We start from the raw sequence: 17450 nt of genomic DNA, 5'->3' as shown, positions 1-17450 counted from the left end.
GTCGGCCCGCGTCCGCCTGCCGGGAGATCCGCCGCGTCATCCTTCCTAGAAAGTCCGCCTGTGCTGGGAAAAATTCTCGTCCGCTATCTGTCCCGTTATAAGTGGCTGCTCCTCTCGGTGCTGGTGTTCCAGCTCGCCAGCGCCGCCGCCACTCTCTACCTGCCCCGCCTCAACGCCGACATCATCGATAAGGGCGTCGCCCTCGGTGACACCGGCTACATCTGGCGCACGGGTCTCTTCATGCTGGCCGTCTCGTTCGGCCAGATCGTCGCCTCGGTCATCGCGACCTTCTTCGCGGCCCGCGCGGCCATGAGCGCCGGCCGCGACATCCGCTCCGACGTGTTCGGCAAGGTCAGCGGCTTCTCGGAGCGCGAGGTGTCGCAGTTCGGTGCCGGCTCGCTGATCACCCGCAACACCAACGACGTGCAGCAGGTGCAGATGCTCGCCATGATGGGCGCCACCATGCTCGTCACGGCGCCGCTGCTCGCGATCGGCGGCATCATCTTCGCCGTGCAGACCAACGCCGGCCTCAGCTGGCTGATCGCGGTCTCCGTGCCGCTGCTGCTGATCCTCGCCGCGCTCGTGATCGGGCGCATGGTCCCGCTGTTCCGCAGTTACCAGGGCAAGCTCGACGCCGTGAACCGCGTCATGCGCGAGCAGCTCACCGGCGTGCGCGTCGTGCGCGCGTTCGTGCGCGAGCGCATCGAGGAGGAGCGGTTCCGCGAGGCCAACACCGACATCATGGTCGTGGGGCGCAAGGTCGGCTCGCTGTTCGTCCTGCTGTTCCCGCTGTTCATGCTGATCCTCAACGTCACCGTCGTCGCCGTCATCTGGTTCGGCGGCATCGAGGTCAACAACGGCACCGTCCAGGTCGGCACGCTCTTCGCCTTCATGCAGTACATCGGCCAGATCATGGGCGGCGTCATCATGGCGAGCTTCATGGCGATGATGATCCCGCGCGCCGCGGTCTCGGCCGAGCGCATCGGCGAGGTCCTCGACACGCCGTCGAGCATGGAGCGTCCCGTGAACGGCGTGACGACGTTCCCGACCCCCGGTGCCGTCGCCTTCGACGACGTCGAGTTCACGTACCCCGGCGCCGACTCCCCGGTGCTGACGGGAATCAGCTTCGGCGCGCAGCCGGGGGAGACGGTCGCGATCGTCGGCTCGACGGGCGCCGGCAAGACGACGCTCGTGTCGCTCATCCCGCGACTGTTCGACGTCTCCGGCGGAGCGGTCCACGTCGGCGGCGCCGATGTCCGCGAGGCCGACGTCGAGTCGCTGTGGGCGTCGATCGGGCTCGTCCCGCAGCGTCCGTTCCTGTTCACGGGAACCGTCGCATCGAACCTGCGCTACGGCCGCGAGGAGGCGACGGACGAGGAGCTGTGGCACGCGCTCGAGATCGCGCAGGGCCGGGACTTCGTCGAGGAGATGCCCGACGGACTCGAGTCGCGCATCGCGCAGGGCGGGACGAACGTGTCCGGCGGGCAGCGGCAGCGTCTCGCGATCGCCCGCGCGATCGTGCGGCAGCCGCAGATCCTCGTGTTCGACGACTCCTTCTCGGCGCTCGACCTCACGACCGACGCGCGGCTGAGGCAGGCGCTGTGGCGCGAACTGCCGCACGTGACGAAGATCGTCGTCGCGCAGCGGGTCTCGACCATCACGGATGCCGACCGCATCGTGGTGCTCGAGGGCGGCACGATGGTCGGCGTCGGCACGCACGAAGAGCTGCTGGAGACGAGCGACACGTACCGAGAGATCGTCGAGTCGCAGCTGGGGGTGGACGCATGAGCGACGACAACGCACAGAAGCGCCGCGGTCGGCGTGGAGCCGCACCCGCTGCTCCCGTCGTCGAGGTCGAACTGACCGACGAGGAGAAGTACGAGGCCGAGCTCGCCGAGCAGGCCCGTCAGAACGGCGGCGGCTGGGACAGCGTCGCACCGGGCAAGGCCGACAACTTCGGCAAGAGCTTCGGCCGCATGATCGGACTGCTCCGGCCCTACGCCGTCTGGTTCATCTTCGTGTCGGTCCTCGGCGCGATCGGCGTCGTGCTCACGGTCGCCGCCCCGAAGGTGCTCGGCGAGGCCACGAACCTCGTCTACAAGGGGTTCATCTCGAACCAGCTCGGCCAGCCGAGCGACGGATTCCCCGGGTTCCCGGACGGCACGTCGAAGGACCAGGTCGTCGACGCGCTCCGCAGCGCCGGGCAGGACGACTTCGCGAACCAGGTCGGAGCCCTCGGCGACTTCCGGGTCGGAGACGGCATCGACTTCGACGCCCTGCGGTGGATCATCATCGCCGTGCTCGCGATCTACATCGCCGCGGCGTTCCTCAGCTGGATCCAGGGGTACGTCATCAACGTCATCATGGTCCGCACGATGTGGCGTCTGCGCGAGCGGGTCGAGGCGAAGATCAACCGTCTGCCCCTGTCGTACTTCGACAAGGTGCAGCGCGGAGAGCTCATCTCCCGCGTCACGAACGACATCGACAACATCACGCAGACCATGCAGCAGTCGCTGTCCGGTGCGCTCACCGCCGTGCTGACGGTCGTCGGCGTGCTCGTGCTGATGTTCTCGATCTCGTGGCAGCTCGCGCTCGTCGCCCTGGTCGCGCTGCCGCTCATGGGCGTCATCTTCGGCGTGATCGGCCCGCGGTCGCAGAAGGCGTTCGGCACGCAGTGGCGCAAGGTGGGTCGTCTCAACGCCCGCGTCGAGGAGGCCTTCTCGGGTCACGCTCTCGTCAAGGTGTTCGGTCGCGAGCAGGACGCCCTCGACAAGTTCAAGGCCGAGAACGAGGAGCTCTACCAGGCGAGCTTCAAGGCGCAGTTCCTGTCGGGCATCATCATGCCCGGCATGACCTTCGTCGGAAGCCTCACCTACGTGGGCATCGCGGTGCTCGGCGGCCTCCTGGTCGCGAGCGGCCAGCTGCGTCTCGGCGACGTCCAGGCGTTCATCCAGTACTCGCAGCAGTTCACGCAGCCGCTGTCCGAGCTGGGTGGCATGGCGGCGGTCGTCCAGTCCGGAACGGCCTCGGCGGAGCGCGTGTTCGACCTGCTCGACGCGGACGAACAGGACCCCGATGACGTCGACGCCCCGGAACTCGACGAGGGCAAGGGCGTCATCGAGTTCGAGAACGTGCAGTTCTCGTACACGCCGGACCGTCCCCTCATCACCGACCTGTCGTTCCGGGTGGAGCCGGGGCAGACCGTCGCGATCGTCGGGCCGACCGGTGCGGGCAAGACCACGCTCGTGAACCTCATCATGCGGTTCTACGAGCTCAGCGGAGGTCGCATCACGCTCGACGGGCAGGACATCGCGGAGATCACCCGAGACGACCTGCGCTCGCGCACCGGCATGGTGCTGCAGGACCCGTGGCTGTTCGCCGGATCGATCCGCGAGAACATCCGCTACGGGCGCTCCACCGCGACCGACGACGAGGTGCTCGAGGCCGCCAAGGCGACCTACGTCGACCGCTTCGTCCACGCCCTCCCCGACGGGTACGACACCGTGCTCGACGAGGACGCGTCGAACGTCTCGGCCGGTGAGCGCCAGCTGATCACGATCGCCCGGGCGTTCGTGGCGCAGCCGTCGATCCTCATCCTCGACGAGGCGACCTCGGCGGTCGACACGCGTACCGAGCTGCTCCTGCAGCACGCCATGGCGGCGCTCCGCCAGGGACGCACGTCGTTCGTGATCGCGCACCGTCTGTCGACCATCCGCGACGCCGACCTCATCCTGGTGATGGAGCACGGCGACATCGTCGAGAAGGGCACGCACGACGAGCTCATCGCGGCGCAGGGGGCGTACTGGCGCCTCTACCAGTCGCAGTTCGAGCAGGCCGCGACCGACATCGACGCGGAGGAGGCCCTCACGGGCACGACTCCCGTCGTGGTCAGCGGCGACGCCGACGAGGCGACCGCGGCTCAGGTCGGCGCATCGGTGGGTGCGCAGGTGCCCGCGGCCGAGGCGGCCGCCGCCCAACGGGTCGTCGAACGACCGGACGGCGAATCACAGAGCTGAGTGCTGTCCGGAAGGAGCGCCGTGTCCCTCGGGGCGCGGCGCTCTTCCGTCTCCGGGCGCTGTTCCCCTCCGCTGCCCCGGCGAGGACGACGCGTGGTGCCGCCGCCTCGCGTCAGCGCTGAGCCTCGGTGAGCCCGAAGAGCTCGAGCGGGTGGGTGAGCCGCCACCACGGGCTCGGTCCGTCGACGTCGTCCGCCAGCGCGAGCGGCGTCACGACGGAGTCGAGGGGGCCCGCGACGAGCAGCGTCCCCACCTCGTCGCCGGCGTCGCGGTGGTCGCCGAGATCGAAGGTCGGAGTCGACTGCGCGCCCGCGCCGTTCCACAGGATGACGTCGGCGTCAGCATCCGCGACGATGTCGACCGTGGCGCCCCACAACGTCGTGACCGTTCCGATGACGGCGTCCTTCGTGACCGCCGGCTGTTGTGCCGTGAGAGACGCCTCGACCTGGGCGAACAGCGCACGCGTCTCGGAGAGACGCTGCTCGTCGTCGATCTGACCCAGGACGGCCGCGTACATCCGCACCGTCGTGTCGTCGACCGTGATGTCCTTCGCCGTGAGGAGGTTCCAGCTGTCGCCGAGCGTGCCGGTCTTGACACCGACGACTCCGGCATCCGCCAGCATTCCGTTCGTGTTGACGACGGTGCCCGCTCCGGGGAGGTCCACCGAGGGCGTGCTGACGATGCTCGCGAAGACGGGGTTCTGCATGGCGCGCTCGGCGAGGGCGATCAGGGACTCCGGGGTGGCCGTGTTGCGGGCGTCGAATCCCGACGGAGTGGCGATCGTGATGCCGTCCAGCCCGCGGTCGCGCAGCCAGACCGTCGCCGCCGAGGCGAAGGCCGACTCGGACCCCCAGATCTCCCGCGCGAGACGGTCGATGTAGTTGTTGGCCGAGCCCATCAGCGTGCCCTGCAGGAGCTGGTACTCGGTGAGCGTTCCCCCCACCGGGACATCGAGAGCCGACTGGTCGGAGCGCCGGTACTCCCAGTAGGCACGGTTGTCGGCGCGCGTGAAGGCGAACTCCGGCCCCTGTTCCCCGACGGCCAGCGGCATCCGGTCGAGCACCATCAGGCTCGAGACGACCTTGGTGACGCTCGCGATCACGGCGGGGTCGAGTGACGACGCGGTGGTGCCGAGCCCGCCGATGCCGACGGCGGCGCTTCCCTGCGCGGGCCAGATGATGTCCGCCGGCGCGGCCGCGGTCGGCGCGAACTCGGTCGCCTGAACGGTGGGCGGCAGTTCGTGGAGCGGCCACAGCAGGGTCGCCCCGGCGTACGTCGCCAGGAGGCCGATCAGGGCGCCGACCGGCACGAGGATGCCGGGGCCGGCCGCCCGGGAACGCAGACGGGCGCCGCGGAGCAGGGTACTGGCAGCCTCGGGGTCGGCCTCCAGCGTCAGAGGGCCGGTCGGTGCGAGGTGAGCGATCTCGACGGGGTCGACCCAGGTGAGCGCGGTCGCGCCGGATCCGGCCTCCGCCCAGCGGGTCTCCTGCTCGGTCCGGCCGTCCGCCACGTCGACGTCCGCGTCCTCCGTCGCGGAACGCGTCAACACCGACGTCGCGTCCGTGGGCGACGGGTCCAGGGCGTCATCAGGCGATCGGTGAGCGGTCACCTCCTCACGGTACCGAATCCCTGCGCGGAATCCCGTCGCCGCGGACGGGAGGACACGGGTGTCGGACCCGAGTAGGATCGTCAGCACAACCACGGGAGTCCGGCGAGCCGGGCTGAGAGGGAGCGAATCGCGCTTCGACCGTCGAACCTGATCTGGGTCATGCCAGCGCAGGGAGGAGCTATCAATGAGCACGTCCACGTCCGGATCCACCACGGAGTCCGCCGCCGTCACCGCGTCCGCGAAGGGTCTCCGTCGCCCCGAGCTCTGGCGCTGGCGTGTCGTCGACATCGTCGTCGCCAGCGTCATCGCCGTCGCGTGCGCCCTGATCTTCCTGCTCTGGAACGTCGGGTACGAAGTGCCGAGCAGCATCCTGAAGCCTCTGCTGCCCGGTGTCCAGGGTCTGCTCGCCGGTCCCTGGCTGATCGCCGGAGTCCTCGGTGCGCTGATCATCCGCAAGCCGGGCGCCGCGCTGTACACCGAGCTCGTCGCCGCGGTCATCTCCGCCCTCGTCGGCAACGCCTGGGGCCCGCTCACGATCGTGTCGGGTCTCGTGCAGGGCCTCGGCGCGGAGTTGATCTTCCTCCTGTTCCTCTACGGCGTGTGGCGTCTGCCGGTCGCGATGCTCGCCGGTGCCGGAGCCGGCCTCGCGTGCGGCATCAACGACCGCATCCTCTGGTACGCGGGCGCCGACACCCTGTTCACGACCGTGTACATCGTGTCGACCACGATCTCGGGGGCGATCATCGCCGGGCTCGGCGCCTGGCTCATCGCCCGAGGACTCGCCGCCACCGGCGCGCTCGGCAGGTTCGCCGCCGGGCGCGAGGTCACCGCACGCGTGTGACGGCGCCGGGGACTCCCGCCGCCCTCGAGGCCCGTGCCTGGGGGTGGCGGTACGCGACGCGCCGGCGCTGGGCCGTGCGCGATGTCGACCTGCGCATCGAACCGGGGGAGCGGGTGCTGCTGCTCGGCGCCTCCGGCTCGGGCAAGTCGACCCTGCTGCAGGGATTCGGCGGGGTGCTCGGCGGCGCCGACGAGGGCGAGACCCGGGGCGCGCTGCTCGTCGACGGTCGACCGCCGACCGAGGCTCGGGGGCGGGTCGGCATGGTGCTGCAGGACCCCGACACCCAGACGATCCTCGCGCGGGTCGGTGACGACGTCGCGTTCGGGTGCGAGAACCTCGGCGTCCCTCGCGACGAGATCTGGTCGCGGGTGCGGCAGGCGCTGGATGCCGTCGAACTCGACGTCGCTCTCGACCGGTCGACCGCCGCGCTGTCGGGTGGTCAGAAGCAGCGCCTCGCGCTCGCCGGCGTCCTCGCGATGCGGCCCGGCGCGATCCTGCTCGACGAGCCGACCGCGAACCTCGACCCCGAGGGGGTCCGGGATGTGCGGGATGCCGTCGCCGCGTCCCTCGAGGCCACCGGGGCGACGCTCGTCGTGATCGAGCACCGCATCGACGTGTGGCTCCCGCTGGTGACCCGCGTGATCGTGCTCGGGGCGGAGGGGGACACCACCGTGGTGCGTGCCGACGGCTCCCCGGACGAGGTGCTGGGCACGCGCGGCGCCGAGCTCGCGGCGTCCGGTGTGTGGGTGCCCGGGCATCCGCCGCGCGTCCCCGCCCCGCCGTCGTCCGCCCCCGGGGAGGTGCTGCTCGACGCCCGGAGGCTCGAGGTCGCGCGTCGCCGCGGGCTCGCGGTCGCCGGTCCGTTCGACCTCCAGGTGCGGGCGGGCGAGGCGCTCGGCGTCACCGGCCCGAACGGGGCGGGCAAGTCGACGCTGGGGCTGACCCTGGCGGGGCTGATCCCCGCGGAGCGCGGCATCGTCGAGGCGAGCCCCGCGCTCGCCGAAGGGAACGGGCCCGCTCCGATGCGCTGGACCTCGCGCGCGCTGCTCACCCGCATCGGCACCGTGCTGCAGACGCCCGAGCATCAACTGCTCGCGAAGACGGTGCGCGAGGAGCTCGCCGTCGGCCCCCGCGCGTTACGGCTCCCCCCGGCGGAGATCGCGGCGCGCACGGACGACCTGCTCGACCGGCTGCGGCTCCGCGCCCTGGCCGAGGCGAACCCCTACACGCTGTCCGGAGGGGAGAAGCGACGGCTCACGGTCGCCGCAGCGCTCGCGACCCGTCCGCGGATGCTGGTGCTCGACGAACCCACGTTCGGCCAGGATGCCGTGACCTGGGCCGAACTCGTCGGGCTCATCGCCCGGCTCCGCGACGACGGGACGGCGGTGGTCGCGATCAGCCATGACGAGGCCGTGCTGACGGCGCTGCACGCCCGTCGGATCGAGGTGGGACGATGATCGACCCGCTCACCGCGCGCGTCGAGCGCCGCGGCCCCGTCGCCCCGCGGTCGGCTCTGGCCAAGCTCGTGGCGGCGCTGCTCATCGCGCTTCCGCTCGTCCTGACGATCGACGTCGTGTCCGCGGCGGTGGCATTGCTGCTGGAGATCCCGCTGCTCCTGCTCGCGGGTCTCCGCGCGAAGGAGTTCTGGACACGCACGGCGGTGCTGTGGATCGCGGCTCCCCTCGGCGCCATCACGATCGCGCTGTACGGCGTCACGAGCGGCACGGTGCACTTCGAGTGGCTGGTCATGCGGGTGAGCGACGGCTCGCTCGCCCTGGCTGCGGCGACGGCCGTGCGCGTGCTCGCGATCGGCCTGCCCGCCGTGGTGCTGTTCGTCACGGTCGACCCGACCGACCTGTCCGACGGCCTCGCTCAGCGACTGAGGCTCCCCGCGCGATTCGTGGTCGGGGCGCTGGCGGGCATGCGGATGCTCGGCCTGCTCGTCGACGATTGGCGGGCCCTGTCGCTCGCCAGACGCGCGCGCGGCGTCGCGGATGAGGGGCGCGTGCGGCGGGCGCTGGGCATGGCGTTCGCCCTGTTCGTGCTCGCGATCCGGCGCGGCTCCTCGCTCGCGACGGCGATGGAGGCGAGAGGGTTCGGCGGCACCGGCACCCGCTCGTGGGCACGCGAGTCGCGCTGGGATCGTCGTGACACGGCGCTCGTGCTGATCGCCGCGGTGATCCCGGCCACGGCCCTCGCGGTCGCGGTGCTCACCGGGTCGTGGAACTTCATCCTCGGCCCGAGCGTCTGAGTGCGCCCGACCGCCTGTTAGGATGGGGGCAACCCAAGGGGAGTACTCCGCCACGGGCGGCTCGTCATTACGGATGTCTCTGCATCCCGGGTCCCCGGTCCTCGTTCGTGAGGATGGAGAAGACCTTGGCGTCGACATCGTCACGCCTTCGTCTGGAGAACCCTGTGGAAATCACCCCCCTCGTCTGGATCATCACGATCCTCGTCACGATCGCCTTCTTCGTGTACGAGTTCTTCGCGCACGTCCGCACGCCCCACGAGCCGACGGTGGGCGAGTCCGCCCGCTGGTCGGCGTTCTACATCGGCCTCGCGCTCCTGTTCGGCGTCGGCATCGGCGCGGTGTCCGGGTGGACGTACGGCGGTGAGTACTTCGCCGGCTACCTCACCGAGAAGGCCCTGTCGATCGACAACCTCTTCGTGTTCCTCATCGTGATGACGGGCTTCGCCGTACCTCGGAAGTATCAGCAGAAGGTGCTGATGATCGGCATCGTGATCGCGCTCATCATGCGCGGCGCGTTCATCGCGGTCGGCGCGACGCTCATCGAGAACTTCTCATGGATCTTCTACCTGTTCGGCGCGCTGCTGCTCGTGCTCGCCTACCGCCAGGCGTTCTCCGACGGCGACCACAACCCCGCCGACGGACGCTTCATGCGCTTCGTGCGTCGCATCCTCCCCGTCAGCGACCAGTACGACGGTGACCGCCTGACCGTCAAGAAGGACGGACGTCGCTTCGTCACCCCGATGTTCCTCGTGATCATCGCGATCGGCTTCGTCGACCTGATCTTCGCGGTCGACTCGATCCCCGCGATCTACGGCCTCACGGAGGAGGCGTACATCGTCTTCACCGCGAACGCCTTCGCGCTCATGGGTCTGCGCCAGCTGTACTTCCTCATCGGCGGTCTGCTGCAGAAGCTCGTCTACCTCGCGCAGGGCCTCGCGGTCATCCTCGCCTTCATCGGCGTGAAGCTCGTGCTCCACGCCATGCACGTCAACGAGCTGCCGTTCATCAACGGCGGTGAGCCGATGCTCTGGGCCCCCGAGATCCCGATCTGGTTCTCGCTCGTGTTCATCGGCCTCACGATCGCCGTCGCGACCGTCGCGAGCCTGATGAAGTCCCGGGCCGACGAGCGCCGCGCGGCGCTCGAGCCCGCCCCGCACACCCCCGCCCTCACGACCGATACGGAGAAGGATCACTCGTGAACCAGTCGCGCCGCGCAGACGCGTCCGCAGACCCTGACAGACCCGGTGCCCGACCGACCTCGGGCACCCTCTCACCGCAGGTGGTGACCCGATGATGGCCGACCTGCTGTGGAACATCGCACTCGTGCTCGTCTTCGTGCTGGTCGGCGGCGTGTTCGCCGCGACGGAGATGGCCCTCGTGACGCTGCGCGAGAGCCAGATCAACGCGATCGCCGCGCGCGGCCGTCGCGGAGCCAAGGTCGCGGGACTCGCGCGTAACCCGAACACGTTCCTCTCGGCCGTGCAGATCGGCGTGACGGTGGCCGGATTCGCCTCGGCCGCCTACGGCGCCACCTCGATCGCACCGTCCGTGGCCCCGCTGCTGCAGTCGTGGGGCCTCGACGAGCAGCTGTCGTTCACGCTCGCGACCGTCATCCTCACGCTCCTCATCGCCTACCTGTCCCTCGTGCTCGGCGAGCTCGTGCCCAAGCGCCTCGCGATCCAGCGCAATGCGCAGTTCGCGTACGCCGTCGCCCCGGTGCTCGACGGCTTCGCGACGATCATGCGACCGGTCATCTGGCTGCTCTCGGTGTCGACGAACGCGCTCGTGCGCCTGCTCGGCGGCGACCCGCACAAGACCGCCGACGAGCTCAGCGAGGAGGAGCTGCGCGACATCGTCGCGACGCATCAGAGCCTCCCCGACGACGAGCGCCGCATCCTCGACGACGTCCTGTCACTGCGCGACCGCCAGGTGAGCGAGGTCATGCGCCCTCGTCCCGAGGTCGTGGCGCTCGATGCCGCCGCACCGCTGGCGGAGGCGATCGTGCAGGTCACCGAGCTGCCGTTCTCGCGCTACCCCGTGGTCGACACCTCGATCGACGACATCGTCGGTTTCGTGCATGTGCGCGACCTGTTCGAGGCGGCATCGACCGACGCCACACGGACCGTCGAGACGCTCACGCGTCCGGTCGAGTACCTCCCGTCGACCGCTCGGGTGCTGCCCACACTGACCCGCATGCGGGCGGCGGGGCATCAGATCGCGGTCGTGGTCGACGAGTACGGCGGCACCGACGGCATCGTCACTCTCGAAGACCTCGTCGAGGAGGTCGTCGGCGAGATCTTCGACGAGTACGACACCGAGGAGCGGATGCCGGCGGCCGGCGGCCCGCTGGACGGGCGCCTCAACCTGCAGGACTTCGCCGAGATCACCGGCATCGCGCTGCCCCGCGGGGCCTCCGACACGGTCGCGGGCTTCGTGACGGAGATGCTCGGCCGCCTCGCGGTGGTCGGCGACACGGTCGAGGTGCCCGGGGCGACGATCCGCGTCACGGGCATCGACCGCCGCCGCATCTCGGAGATCCGGGTGACGGTGCACGACGACGACGCGGATGCGGTGGAGGCGGTCACCGCCTGACCGGGGGCATGCGGGCGGCGCGTGTAGGGTGAGCGGCGTGACCGCGAGCCAGACCCTTCCCGAGTCCACCGCCGGTCCGCTCCGGGGAGGTCCCGTCCTCCGCTGGGGCGTCCTCGGCCCCGGGGGGATCGCGTCGGACTTCACGGCCTCGCTGCACGACCACACCGATCAGCGCGTCGTCGCCGTCGGCTCGCGGTCGGCCGAGCGCTCGGCGCGGTTCGCGGCGGAGCACGGCGTCGACCGCAGCCACACGTCATACGAGGCTCTCCTCGCGGACCCGGGCGTCGACATCGTGTACATCGCGACCCCGAACAACCTCCACCGGGACCACGCGCTCGCCGCCATCGCGGCCGGCAAGCACGTGCTCATCGAGAAGCCGATCGCCATGGATGGGGCGCAGGCCGGGGAGATCGCGGTGGCGGCGCGCGCCGCCGGTGTCTTCGCGATGGAGGCGATGTGGACGCGCTTCCAACCGAAGTCGACGGTGATCGCGCGGCTGCTCGCCGACGGAGCCCTCGGTGACGTGACCTACGCATCCGCGACTCTGGGATCACGGTTCCCGCAGGATGTGCAACGCATCTGGGATCCGCAGCTCGGCGGTGGGAGCCTGCTCGACCTCGGCGCCTACTCGGTGTGGTGGACGCAGTTCGCGCTGGGGACGCCGACGGCGGTGAGCGCCGTCGGTTCGCTCGGGGTGACCGGCGTCGACACGCAGGCCGTGATCTCTCTGGCCTACCCGAGCGCGCAGGGCGTGAGCGTCTCGGGCGCGCTCGCCACGCTCGACAACACCGGCGTGATCGCCGGCAGCGAGGGGCGGATCGTGTGCGGCCACTTCCTGGCGCCCGGCGGCTTCACGCTCGCGGCATCGGACGGTCGCACGCTCGAGTACGAGGACCCTTCCGGGCTGCAGTGGCGCCACGCGCTCTGCTGGCAGGCCGTGGCCGTCGCGCAGCACATCGCGGACGGACGGACGGAGGCGCCGGAGCATCCTCTCGACGCCTCGATCGCCGCCATGCGCACCCTCGACACCGCCCGCGCGGACCTCGGCTACGTGTTCTGAGGCATCCGGTCAGGTCGCGTTCCAGAGCCGCCGGTAGTAGTCGAGGCGCACGGGGTCGGGCTCGACGCCGTAGGCCTCGATGAGCGGTTCCTCCCACCCGGGGCCGTAGTTCCATGCGGTGCTCATCGAGGCGACGGCGATGTCGGCCCACCGATCGGCGACGCCCAGCGCCGCGAGATCGACGTGCGCGAGCGGGCGACCGTCGTCGTCGAGCAGCGTGTTGGGCACGCAGGCGTCGCCGTGGCACACGACCAGCCGATCGACGGGCGGGGGTGTGCGCAGCTCGATCGGGACCGCGATGCCGCGGACGGCGGCGTTCGCGATGCGGGTGGCCGGATCCCACGTCCACGGGCACTCGGCGACGGGGAGGGCGTCGTGCAGGCGGCGCAGGGCGACGCCGACCGCGCGCACGGCCGTGGCGGGCTCGGCGATCCACCGCGGGTCCACCGCGCTGCGCCCCGCGAGCGCCGCCGTCACGAGCCACTCCTGCGCGGCATCCTCGCCCTGGTCGAGCACCTCGGGCACGAGCGTCCAGCGACGAGCCCACCGCATCCGCTCGGCCTCGTCGCGCATGGTGGCCTCGGCGTCATGCGGACCCCACTTGATGTAGCGGTCGTCGTCGGCGCGGAAGGTCAGGCCGCCGATGCCGTTGCGCCAGACGGGCGTGAGTCGTGCGCCGCCGGCGAGGGCGTGCACGACCGCGGGGACGCCGACGTCCTCTCCCGGGATGCTCATGCCTCCATCCTGCCCGCGTGCGGAGACCCGGGCGCGCAGCGCGCCGGTGTCCTAGGCTCGGACCGATCCTCCGCAGCGACGATCTCGCTGCGGGGTGGAACCGGGAATCAGTTAGGCTGAGACCCAGTCGCACACGTTCGAAGGAGAACCGCATGCAGATCCAGGGTTCGAGCGCTCTCGTCACCGGGGGCGCCTCCGGGCTCGGCCTCGCGACCGCCCGTGCGCTCACCGCCGCCGGCGCCGTCGTCACGATCCTCGACCTCCCGTCCTCTGCGGGGGCCGACATCGCCCAGGAGCTCGGCGGCACGTTCGCTCCCGGCGACGTCACGAGTCCTGAGGACGCCGCCGCGGCCGTCGCCGCCGCGCAGGCGTCCGCTCCGCTCCGGATCGTCGTGAACTGCGCCGGCATCGCCCCACCGGCCAAGGTCCTCGACCGCGAGGGCCACCCCGCCGTGCTGGCCGACTTCGAGCGCATCGTGCGGATCAACCTCGTCGGCACGTTCAACGTGCTGTCCCAGGCGGCGGCCGTGATCAGCACGAACGACCCCGTCGACGGCGGCGGCCGCGGCGTCATCGTGAACACCGCGAGCGTGGCCGCGTTCGACGGTCAGATCGGCCAGCCCGCCTACTCGGCGTCGAAGGGCGGTGTGCACGCCATGACCCTCCCGGTCGCCCGCGAGCTCGCCCGGCATGGCATCCGTGTCTGCACGATCGCCCCCGGGATCATGGAGACCCCCATGCTCATGGGGCTGCCGCAGGAGGCGCAGGACTCGCTCGGCACCCAGGTGCCGTTCCCCTCGCGCCTCGGGCGCCCCGACGAGTATGCCGCGCTCGTGCAGCAGATCGTCGCGAACGACTACCTCAACGGCGAGACCATCCGCCTCGACGGCGCGATCCGCATGGCGCCGAAGTGACCTCAGCCCCCGCACCCTCTGGAGATCCCATGTCCCTGGCCGGAAAGACCATTCTCATGTCGGGCGGCAGCCGCGGCATCGGCCTCGCGATCGCGCTGCGCGCCGCGGCCGACGGCGCGAACATCGCCATGCTCGCCAAGACCGACACCCCGCACCCCAAGCTCGAGGGCACGGTCCACACCGCCGCCGAGCAGATCCGTGCGGCGGGCGGACGGGCGCTGCCGATCGTCGGAGACGTGCGCGACGACGACGACATCACCGAGGCCGTGCTCAAGACGCAGGGCGAGTTCGGCGGCATCGACATCGTCGTCAACAACGCCAGTGTGATCGACCTCTCCCGGTCGCTCGACCTCGGCGCCAAGAAGTACGACCTCATGCAGGACGTCAACGTGCGCGGGACCTTCATGCTGTCGCGAGCGGCGATCCCCATGCTCCGGGATGCCGAGAACCCGCACATCCTGTCGCTGTCGCCGCCCCTGAACCCGACACCGAAGTGGCTGGGCGCGCACACCGGGTACACGCTCGCGAAGTTCGGGATGACCATGGTCACGCTCGGCCTCGCGGCGGAGTTCGCGCGCGACGGGATCGCCGCCAACACGCTGTGGCCGCGCACCACGATCGCGACCGCCGCGGTGCAGAACCTGCTCGGCGGCGACAAGGTCATGGCCGCGAGCCGTACGGCCGACATCTACGCGGACGCCGCGTACTCCGTGCTCACCACGCCCGCGGCCGGCTACACCGGCCAGACGCTCATCGTGGAGGACGTGCTCGAAGCCGACGGCGTGACCGATCTCTCGGGCTACGCGGCCATCCCCGGCACGCCCGACGACCGGCTCTTCCCCGACATCTTCCTCGACTGAGCGGTTCGAGCCTGAGCAGCGACCCGCGTCAGAACAGCAGGTAGATCGCGCCGGCGACGGTCAGGACGATCACGATGCGGTCGAACAGGCGCTGGTCCAGACGCTTCGCGACGGCGATGCCGATCAGCGCGCCGATCACGACGAGCGGCGCGAGCACGGCATCCATGAGCAGGACGGGTCCGTGGAAGAGGCCGAGGCCCGCGAGGAACGGCACCTTGACGAGGTTGATGATTGCGAAGAACCACGCCGACGTGCCGAGGAACACCTGCACGGGAGTGCGCGTCGCCAGGAAGTACATCGACATGACGGGGCCGCCCGCGTTCGCGACCATGGTCGTGAAGCCGCCGAGCGTGCCGTAGGTGCCGGCCAGGAGGATGCCGCCGCGCGGCGTCTCCACGGTTTCCGCGCGGTTCTGCCGCCGACGCCGCCACAGGGTCACGGCGATCATGAGCAGCAGGATCACCCCGATCGCGCGACGCACGATCCCGTCGCCGGCGATCGCGAGGAACGCGAAGCCGACCACCAGCCCCGCCACCACGGCCGGCGCGAGCCGGAGGAGGGTCGGCCAGTGCGCGTGTCGGCGGTACGCGAGCAGCGCGAACACGTCGCCGACCATGAGCAGCAGGAGCATCGCGGCGGTCGACGTGCGCGCGGGGAGCACGGCGGCGAACAGGGCGATCGCGAGGATGTTGCCACCGGGGAGAGCCGTCTTGGAGATGCCGATCGTGACGGCGGCGAGTCCGAGCGCGGCCCAGGCCCAGGGTTCGAGATCGATCACCGTGCACTCAGCCTTCCAGGAGCGCGGCGATCGCGTCGTAGCCGCGCGCGGTCGCGAGGTCGTGCGGAAGCACGCCGTCGCCGTCGCGGTTCGTGCTCGCGAGGTCGGCGCCGTGGTCGAGCGTCAGCCGCAGGATCTCGTCGTGCCCGCGGGCGCCGGCGTACAGGTACGCCGAGTCCTGGATGTCGTCCTTCGCGTTCACGTCGGCACCGGCCTCGATCAGCGTGCGCGCGGCCTCGACGTGGTCGGCCTTGGTCGCCATGACGAGCGCGGTCATGCCGCCATCACCACGGGCCTCGATGTCGGCCCCGGCATCGAGCGCCGCACGCACGGCATCGGCGTCTCCGGTGGTCGCGGCGACGAGCAGGTCAGGGGTGGCGTCGGACATGGAGGACGCCTCGGGAACGGGCGGATCGGATGCCGGGGCGCAGGCCGTCATCCCCAGGGTGAGTGCCGTCGCGAGGGTGCCGAGCAGCAGCATCCGTGCGGATCTCATGCTCCCGGTCTCCCAACCCGCGCCGACCGCGTGCGCGAGGACGCGGTGATCAGCCCCGCGCGGCGGTGAGCGCGGCGGCGAAGCGCGCGGAGCGCTGCTCGATGTCCGCCCAATCGCCGCCCGCGATGGACGCGCCGTTCGCGAGGTCGCCGCCTGCGCCGACCGCGACGGCGCCGGCACGGAACCAGTCGGCCAGGTTGTCGGGCGTCACGCCGCCCGTGGGCATCAGCGGAGCGGACGGGAACGGGCCGCGGAGAGCTCCGAGGTACGAGGGGCCGCCGAGCGAGGCGGGGAAGATCTTCACGACGTCGACGCCGAGCTCGAGCGCACCCATGACCTCGGTCGGCGTCATGGCGCCGGTCATCACCACGCGTCCGGTGTCGAGCATCGCCCGCGTGAGCGCGGGCAGCGTGCCGGGGCTCACGAGGAACTCCGCGCCCGCGTCAGCCGCGTCGGTCGCCTGCTCCACGGTGGTGACGGTGCCGGCTCCGATGTAGGCGGCGTCGCCGTGGCGTGCGATGAGCTCGCGGATGACGGCCGGGGCGTCGGGGGTCGAGAACGTGACCTCGATGCCGGTCACCCCGCCGCGGATGATCGCCTCGGACGCCTCGAGCGCGAGCTCGGGGGACGGGGCGCGAAGGACGGCGAGGACGCCGGTGGAGCGGGCGCGGTCGAGACGGTCGGACATCGGGTCTCCTTCGGTGGGGGCTGCGTCCATTCTCCTGCACGCCAACCTGTAGTTACAAGCTGTGTGTCGTGGGCCAGGCCTCGATCAGATCCTTCGACTCCTTGAGACCGAGCCCGGCGTGCTCGCGGAGCACCTTGATCGCGCTGATCTTCTGCTCCCGCGCGACGAGCCGGTCGATCTCGGCGGCGACGTCGGCGGGAAGAGCGGCGCGCACCGCCGACGGCGTCTCGACGGAGGGGGACGGCGCGCCCGGGGTCGGGGTGCCGGTCGTGCTGACCGCCCACTGGTCGATGCGCTCCTTCGCCTCGCGGAGGCCGACGCCGGTGTGGTCGCGGTAGACCTTGATCGCCTGGATCCTCTGATCGGCCTCCACGAGGCGATCGATCCGGGCCGTGACCTCGGCGGGCAGCACGGCCGGCGCCGTGACGAAGGCGGTCGCGGTCGATGCGCTCGTGCGCGGCTGCTCCGGCACCGTGGGGCGCATCGACCGGACCGCGCTGCGGATGACGAGCGCTGCGATCACGAGGACGAACGCGGCCGCGACGACGAGGAGCAGGGGATCCATGCCGTCAGTCTAGGGAGCGGCGTCGATCCAGCCGTCTCCCACCCG

The 17450-nt window shown here is 70.9% G+C and carries 16 protein-coding genes and 1 riboswitch; of the genes, 10 read left to right on the top strand and 6 right to left on the bottom strand.

Annotated elements, in window-relative coordinates:
* Positions 1-60 precede the first annotated feature (60 nt).
* Together ACIPY8_RS15725 and ACIPY8_RS15720 are read left to right on the top strand one after the other, a co-directional pair.
* A complete protein-coding gene (locus ACIPY8_RS15725) occupies positions 61-1788 on the top strand; it encodes an ABC transporter ATP-binding protein (protein WP_400820050.1) in 1728 nt (575 codons plus the stop codon).
* A complete protein-coding gene (locus ACIPY8_RS15720) occupies positions 1785-4016 on the top strand; it encodes an ABC transporter ATP-binding protein (RefSeq protein ID WP_400820048.1) in 2232 nt (743 codons plus the stop codon). The genes ACIPY8_RS15725 and ACIPY8_RS15720 overlap by 4 nt, the downstream gene beginning before the upstream one ends.
* A 112-nt stretch (positions 4017-4128) precedes the next feature.
* Here ACIPY8_RS15720 and ACIPY8_RS15715 read toward each other — a convergent pair whose 3' ends face one another.
* Positions 4129-5625 (bottom strand): D-alanyl-D-alanine carboxypeptidase family protein, encoded by a 1497-nt coding sequence (locus tag ACIPY8_RS15715; RefSeq protein ID WP_400820046.1) that lies wholly within the window; start codon positions 5623-5625, stop codon positions 4129-4131.
* An 81-nt stretch (positions 5626-5706) separates the two neighbouring features.
* Positions 5707-5816, top strand: a riboswitch (TPP riboswitch).
* On the opposite strand from ACIPY8_RS15715, the gene ACIPY8_RS15710 reads away from it, so the two are divergent.
* The 6 genes from ACIPY8_RS15710 to ACIPY8_RS15685 all read left to right on the top strand — a co-directional run bounded on the left by ACIPY8_RS15710 (position 5810) and on the right by ACIPY8_RS15685 (position 12369).
* Positions 5810-6466 (top strand): ECF transporter S component, encoded by a 657-nt coding sequence (locus tag ACIPY8_RS15710; protein ID WP_400820043.1) that lies wholly within the window; start codon positions 5810-5812, stop codon positions 6464-6466. (Overlaps the previous riboswitch by 7 nt.)
* On the top strand, positions 6463-7923 hold the full coding sequence (locus ACIPY8_RS15705; protein WP_400820041.1) for an ABC transporter ATP-binding protein: 1461 nt from the start codon (positions 6463-6465) through the stop codon (positions 7921-7923). Before ACIPY8_RS15710 ends, ACIPY8_RS15705 begins: the two co-directional genes overlap by 4 nt.
* Positions 7920-8717, top strand: coding sequence for an energy-coupling factor transporter transmembrane component T family protein (locus ACIPY8_RS15700; protein ID WP_400820039.1), 798 nt, complete (start codon positions 7920-7922; stop codon positions 8715-8717). Before ACIPY8_RS15705 ends, ACIPY8_RS15700 begins: the two co-directional genes overlap by 4 nt.
* A 164-nt stretch (positions 8718-8881) precedes the next feature.
* Positions 8882-9916, top strand: a complete 1035-nt coding sequence (locus tag ACIPY8_RS15695; RefSeq protein WP_400820037.1) for a TerC family protein — start codon at positions 8882-8884, stop codon at positions 9914-9916.
* A gap of 94 nt (positions 9917-10010) precedes the next feature.
* The gene (locus ACIPY8_RS15690; protein ID WP_400820373.1) at positions 10011-11309 is read left to right on the top strand and encodes a hemolysin family protein; all 1299 of its coding nucleotides are present in this window, start codon (positions 10011-10013) and stop codon (positions 11307-11309) included.
* A 37-nt stretch (positions 11310-11346) separates the two neighbouring features.
* Complete coding sequence (locus ACIPY8_RS15685; protein ID WP_400820034.1) at positions 11347-12369, top strand: Gfo/Idh/MocA family protein; 1023 nt, start codon at positions 11347-11349, stop codon at positions 12367-12369.
* Between the two features lie 9 nt (positions 12370-12378).
* Here the strand turns inward: ACIPY8_RS15685 and ACIPY8_RS15680 are convergent, their stop codons facing one another.
* Positions 12379-13104 carry a phosphotransferase gene (locus tag ACIPY8_RS15680; RefSeq protein ID WP_400820031.1) on the bottom strand — a complete coding sequence of 242 codons (726 nt, stop codon included), beginning with the start codon at positions 13102-13104 and terminating at the stop codon, positions 12379-12381.
* Positions 13105-13256: 152 nt separating this feature from the next.
* Here ACIPY8_RS15680 and ACIPY8_RS15675 point away from each other — a divergent pair, with 152 nt between their 5' ends.
* Positions 13257-14018 (top strand): SDR family NAD(P)-dependent oxidoreductase, encoded by a 762-nt coding sequence (locus tag ACIPY8_RS15675; RefSeq protein ID WP_400820029.1) that lies wholly within the window; start codon positions 13257-13259, stop codon positions 14016-14018.
* A gap of 29 nt (positions 14019-14047) precedes the next feature.
* Positions 14048-14878, top strand: a complete 831-nt coding sequence (locus ACIPY8_RS15670) for an SDR family oxidoreductase (RefSeq protein ID WP_400820027.1) — start codon at positions 14048-14050, stop codon at positions 14876-14878.
* 28 nt (positions 14879-14906) lie between these two features.
* On the opposite strand, the gene ACIPY8_RS15665 is transcribed toward ACIPY8_RS15670, so the two are convergent.
* Genes ACIPY8_RS15665 through ACIPY8_RS15650 form a run of 4 tightly spaced genes read right to left on the bottom strand, consistent with a single transcriptional unit; the run spans position 14907 to position 17405 of the window.
* Positions 14907-15656, bottom strand: a complete 750-nt coding sequence (locus ACIPY8_RS15665; RefSeq protein ID WP_400820024.1) for a sulfite exporter TauE/SafE family protein — start codon at positions 15654-15656, stop codon at positions 14907-14909.
* Between the two features lie 7 nt (positions 15657-15663).
* Entirely contained in the window at positions 15664-16152 is a 489-nt protein-coding gene (locus tag ACIPY8_RS15660; protein ID WP_400820022.1) for an ankyrin repeat domain-containing protein, read from the bottom strand.
* A gap of 49 nt (positions 16153-16201) precedes the next feature.
* Positions 16202-16840, bottom strand: coding sequence for a bifunctional 4-hydroxy-2-oxoglutarate aldolase/2-dehydro-3-deoxy-phosphogluconate aldolase (locus ACIPY8_RS15655; RefSeq protein WP_400820020.1), 639 nt, complete (start codon positions 16838-16840; stop codon positions 16202-16204).
* A gap of 52 nt (positions 16841-16892) precedes the next feature.
* Complete coding sequence (locus ACIPY8_RS15650) at positions 16893-17405, bottom strand: ribosomal protein L7/L12 (RefSeq protein WP_400820018.1); 513 nt, start codon at positions 17403-17405, stop codon at positions 16893-16895.
* Positions 17406-17450 lie beyond the last annotated feature (45 nt).

This window comes from Microbacterium sp. NPDC089696, assembly GCF_044749125.1.
Lineage (GTDB): Bacteria > Actinomycetota > Actinomycetes > Actinomycetales > Microbacteriaceae > Microbacterium.
Note: the sequence above shows the minus strand (reverse complement) of the source record. Positions and strands in the feature narration are given on the sequence as shown.

Excerpts from the sequence above, each read along its gene's own strand:
- ACIPY8_RS15720 (WP_400820048.1), top strand. The coding sequence starts at position 1,785 with ATGAGCGACGACAACGCACAGAAGCGCCGCGGTCGGCGTGGAGCCGCA.
- ACIPY8_RS15710 (WP_400820043.1), top strand. The coding sequence starts at position 5,810 with ATGAGCACGTCCACGTCCGGATCCACCACGGAGTCCGCCGCCGTCACC.
- ACIPY8_RS15700 (WP_400820039.1), top strand. The coding sequence starts at position 7,920 with ATGATCGACCCGCTCACCGCGCGCGTCGAGCGCCGCGGCCCCGTCGCC.
- ACIPY8_RS15690 (WP_400820373.1), top strand. The coding sequence starts at position 10,011 with ATGGCCGACCTGCTGTGGAACATCGCACTCGTGCTCGTCTTCGTGCTG.
- ACIPY8_RS15680 (WP_400820031.1), bottom strand. The coding sequence starts at position 13,104 with ATGAGCATCCCGGGAGAGGACGTCGGCGTCCCCGCGGTCGTGCACGCC.
- ACIPY8_RS15675 (WP_400820029.1), top strand. The coding sequence starts at position 13,257 with ATGCAGATCCAGGGTTCGAGCGCTCTCGTCACCGGGGGCGCCTCCGGG.
- ACIPY8_RS15670 (WP_400820027.1), top strand. The coding sequence starts at position 14,048 with ATGTCCCTGGCCGGAAAGACCATTCTCATGTCGGGCGGCAGCCGCGGC.
- ACIPY8_RS15660 (WP_400820022.1), bottom strand. The coding sequence starts at position 16,152 with ATGAGATCCGCACGGATGCTGCTGCTCGGCACCCTCGCGACGGCACTC.
- ACIPY8_RS15655 (WP_400820020.1), bottom strand. The coding sequence starts at position 16,840 with ATGTCCGACCGTCTCGACCGCGCCCGCTCCACCGGCGTCCTCGCCGTC.
- ACIPY8_RS15650 (WP_400820018.1), bottom strand. The coding sequence starts at position 17,405 with ATGGATCCCCTGCTCCTCGTCGTCGCGGCCGCGTTCGTCCTCGTGATC.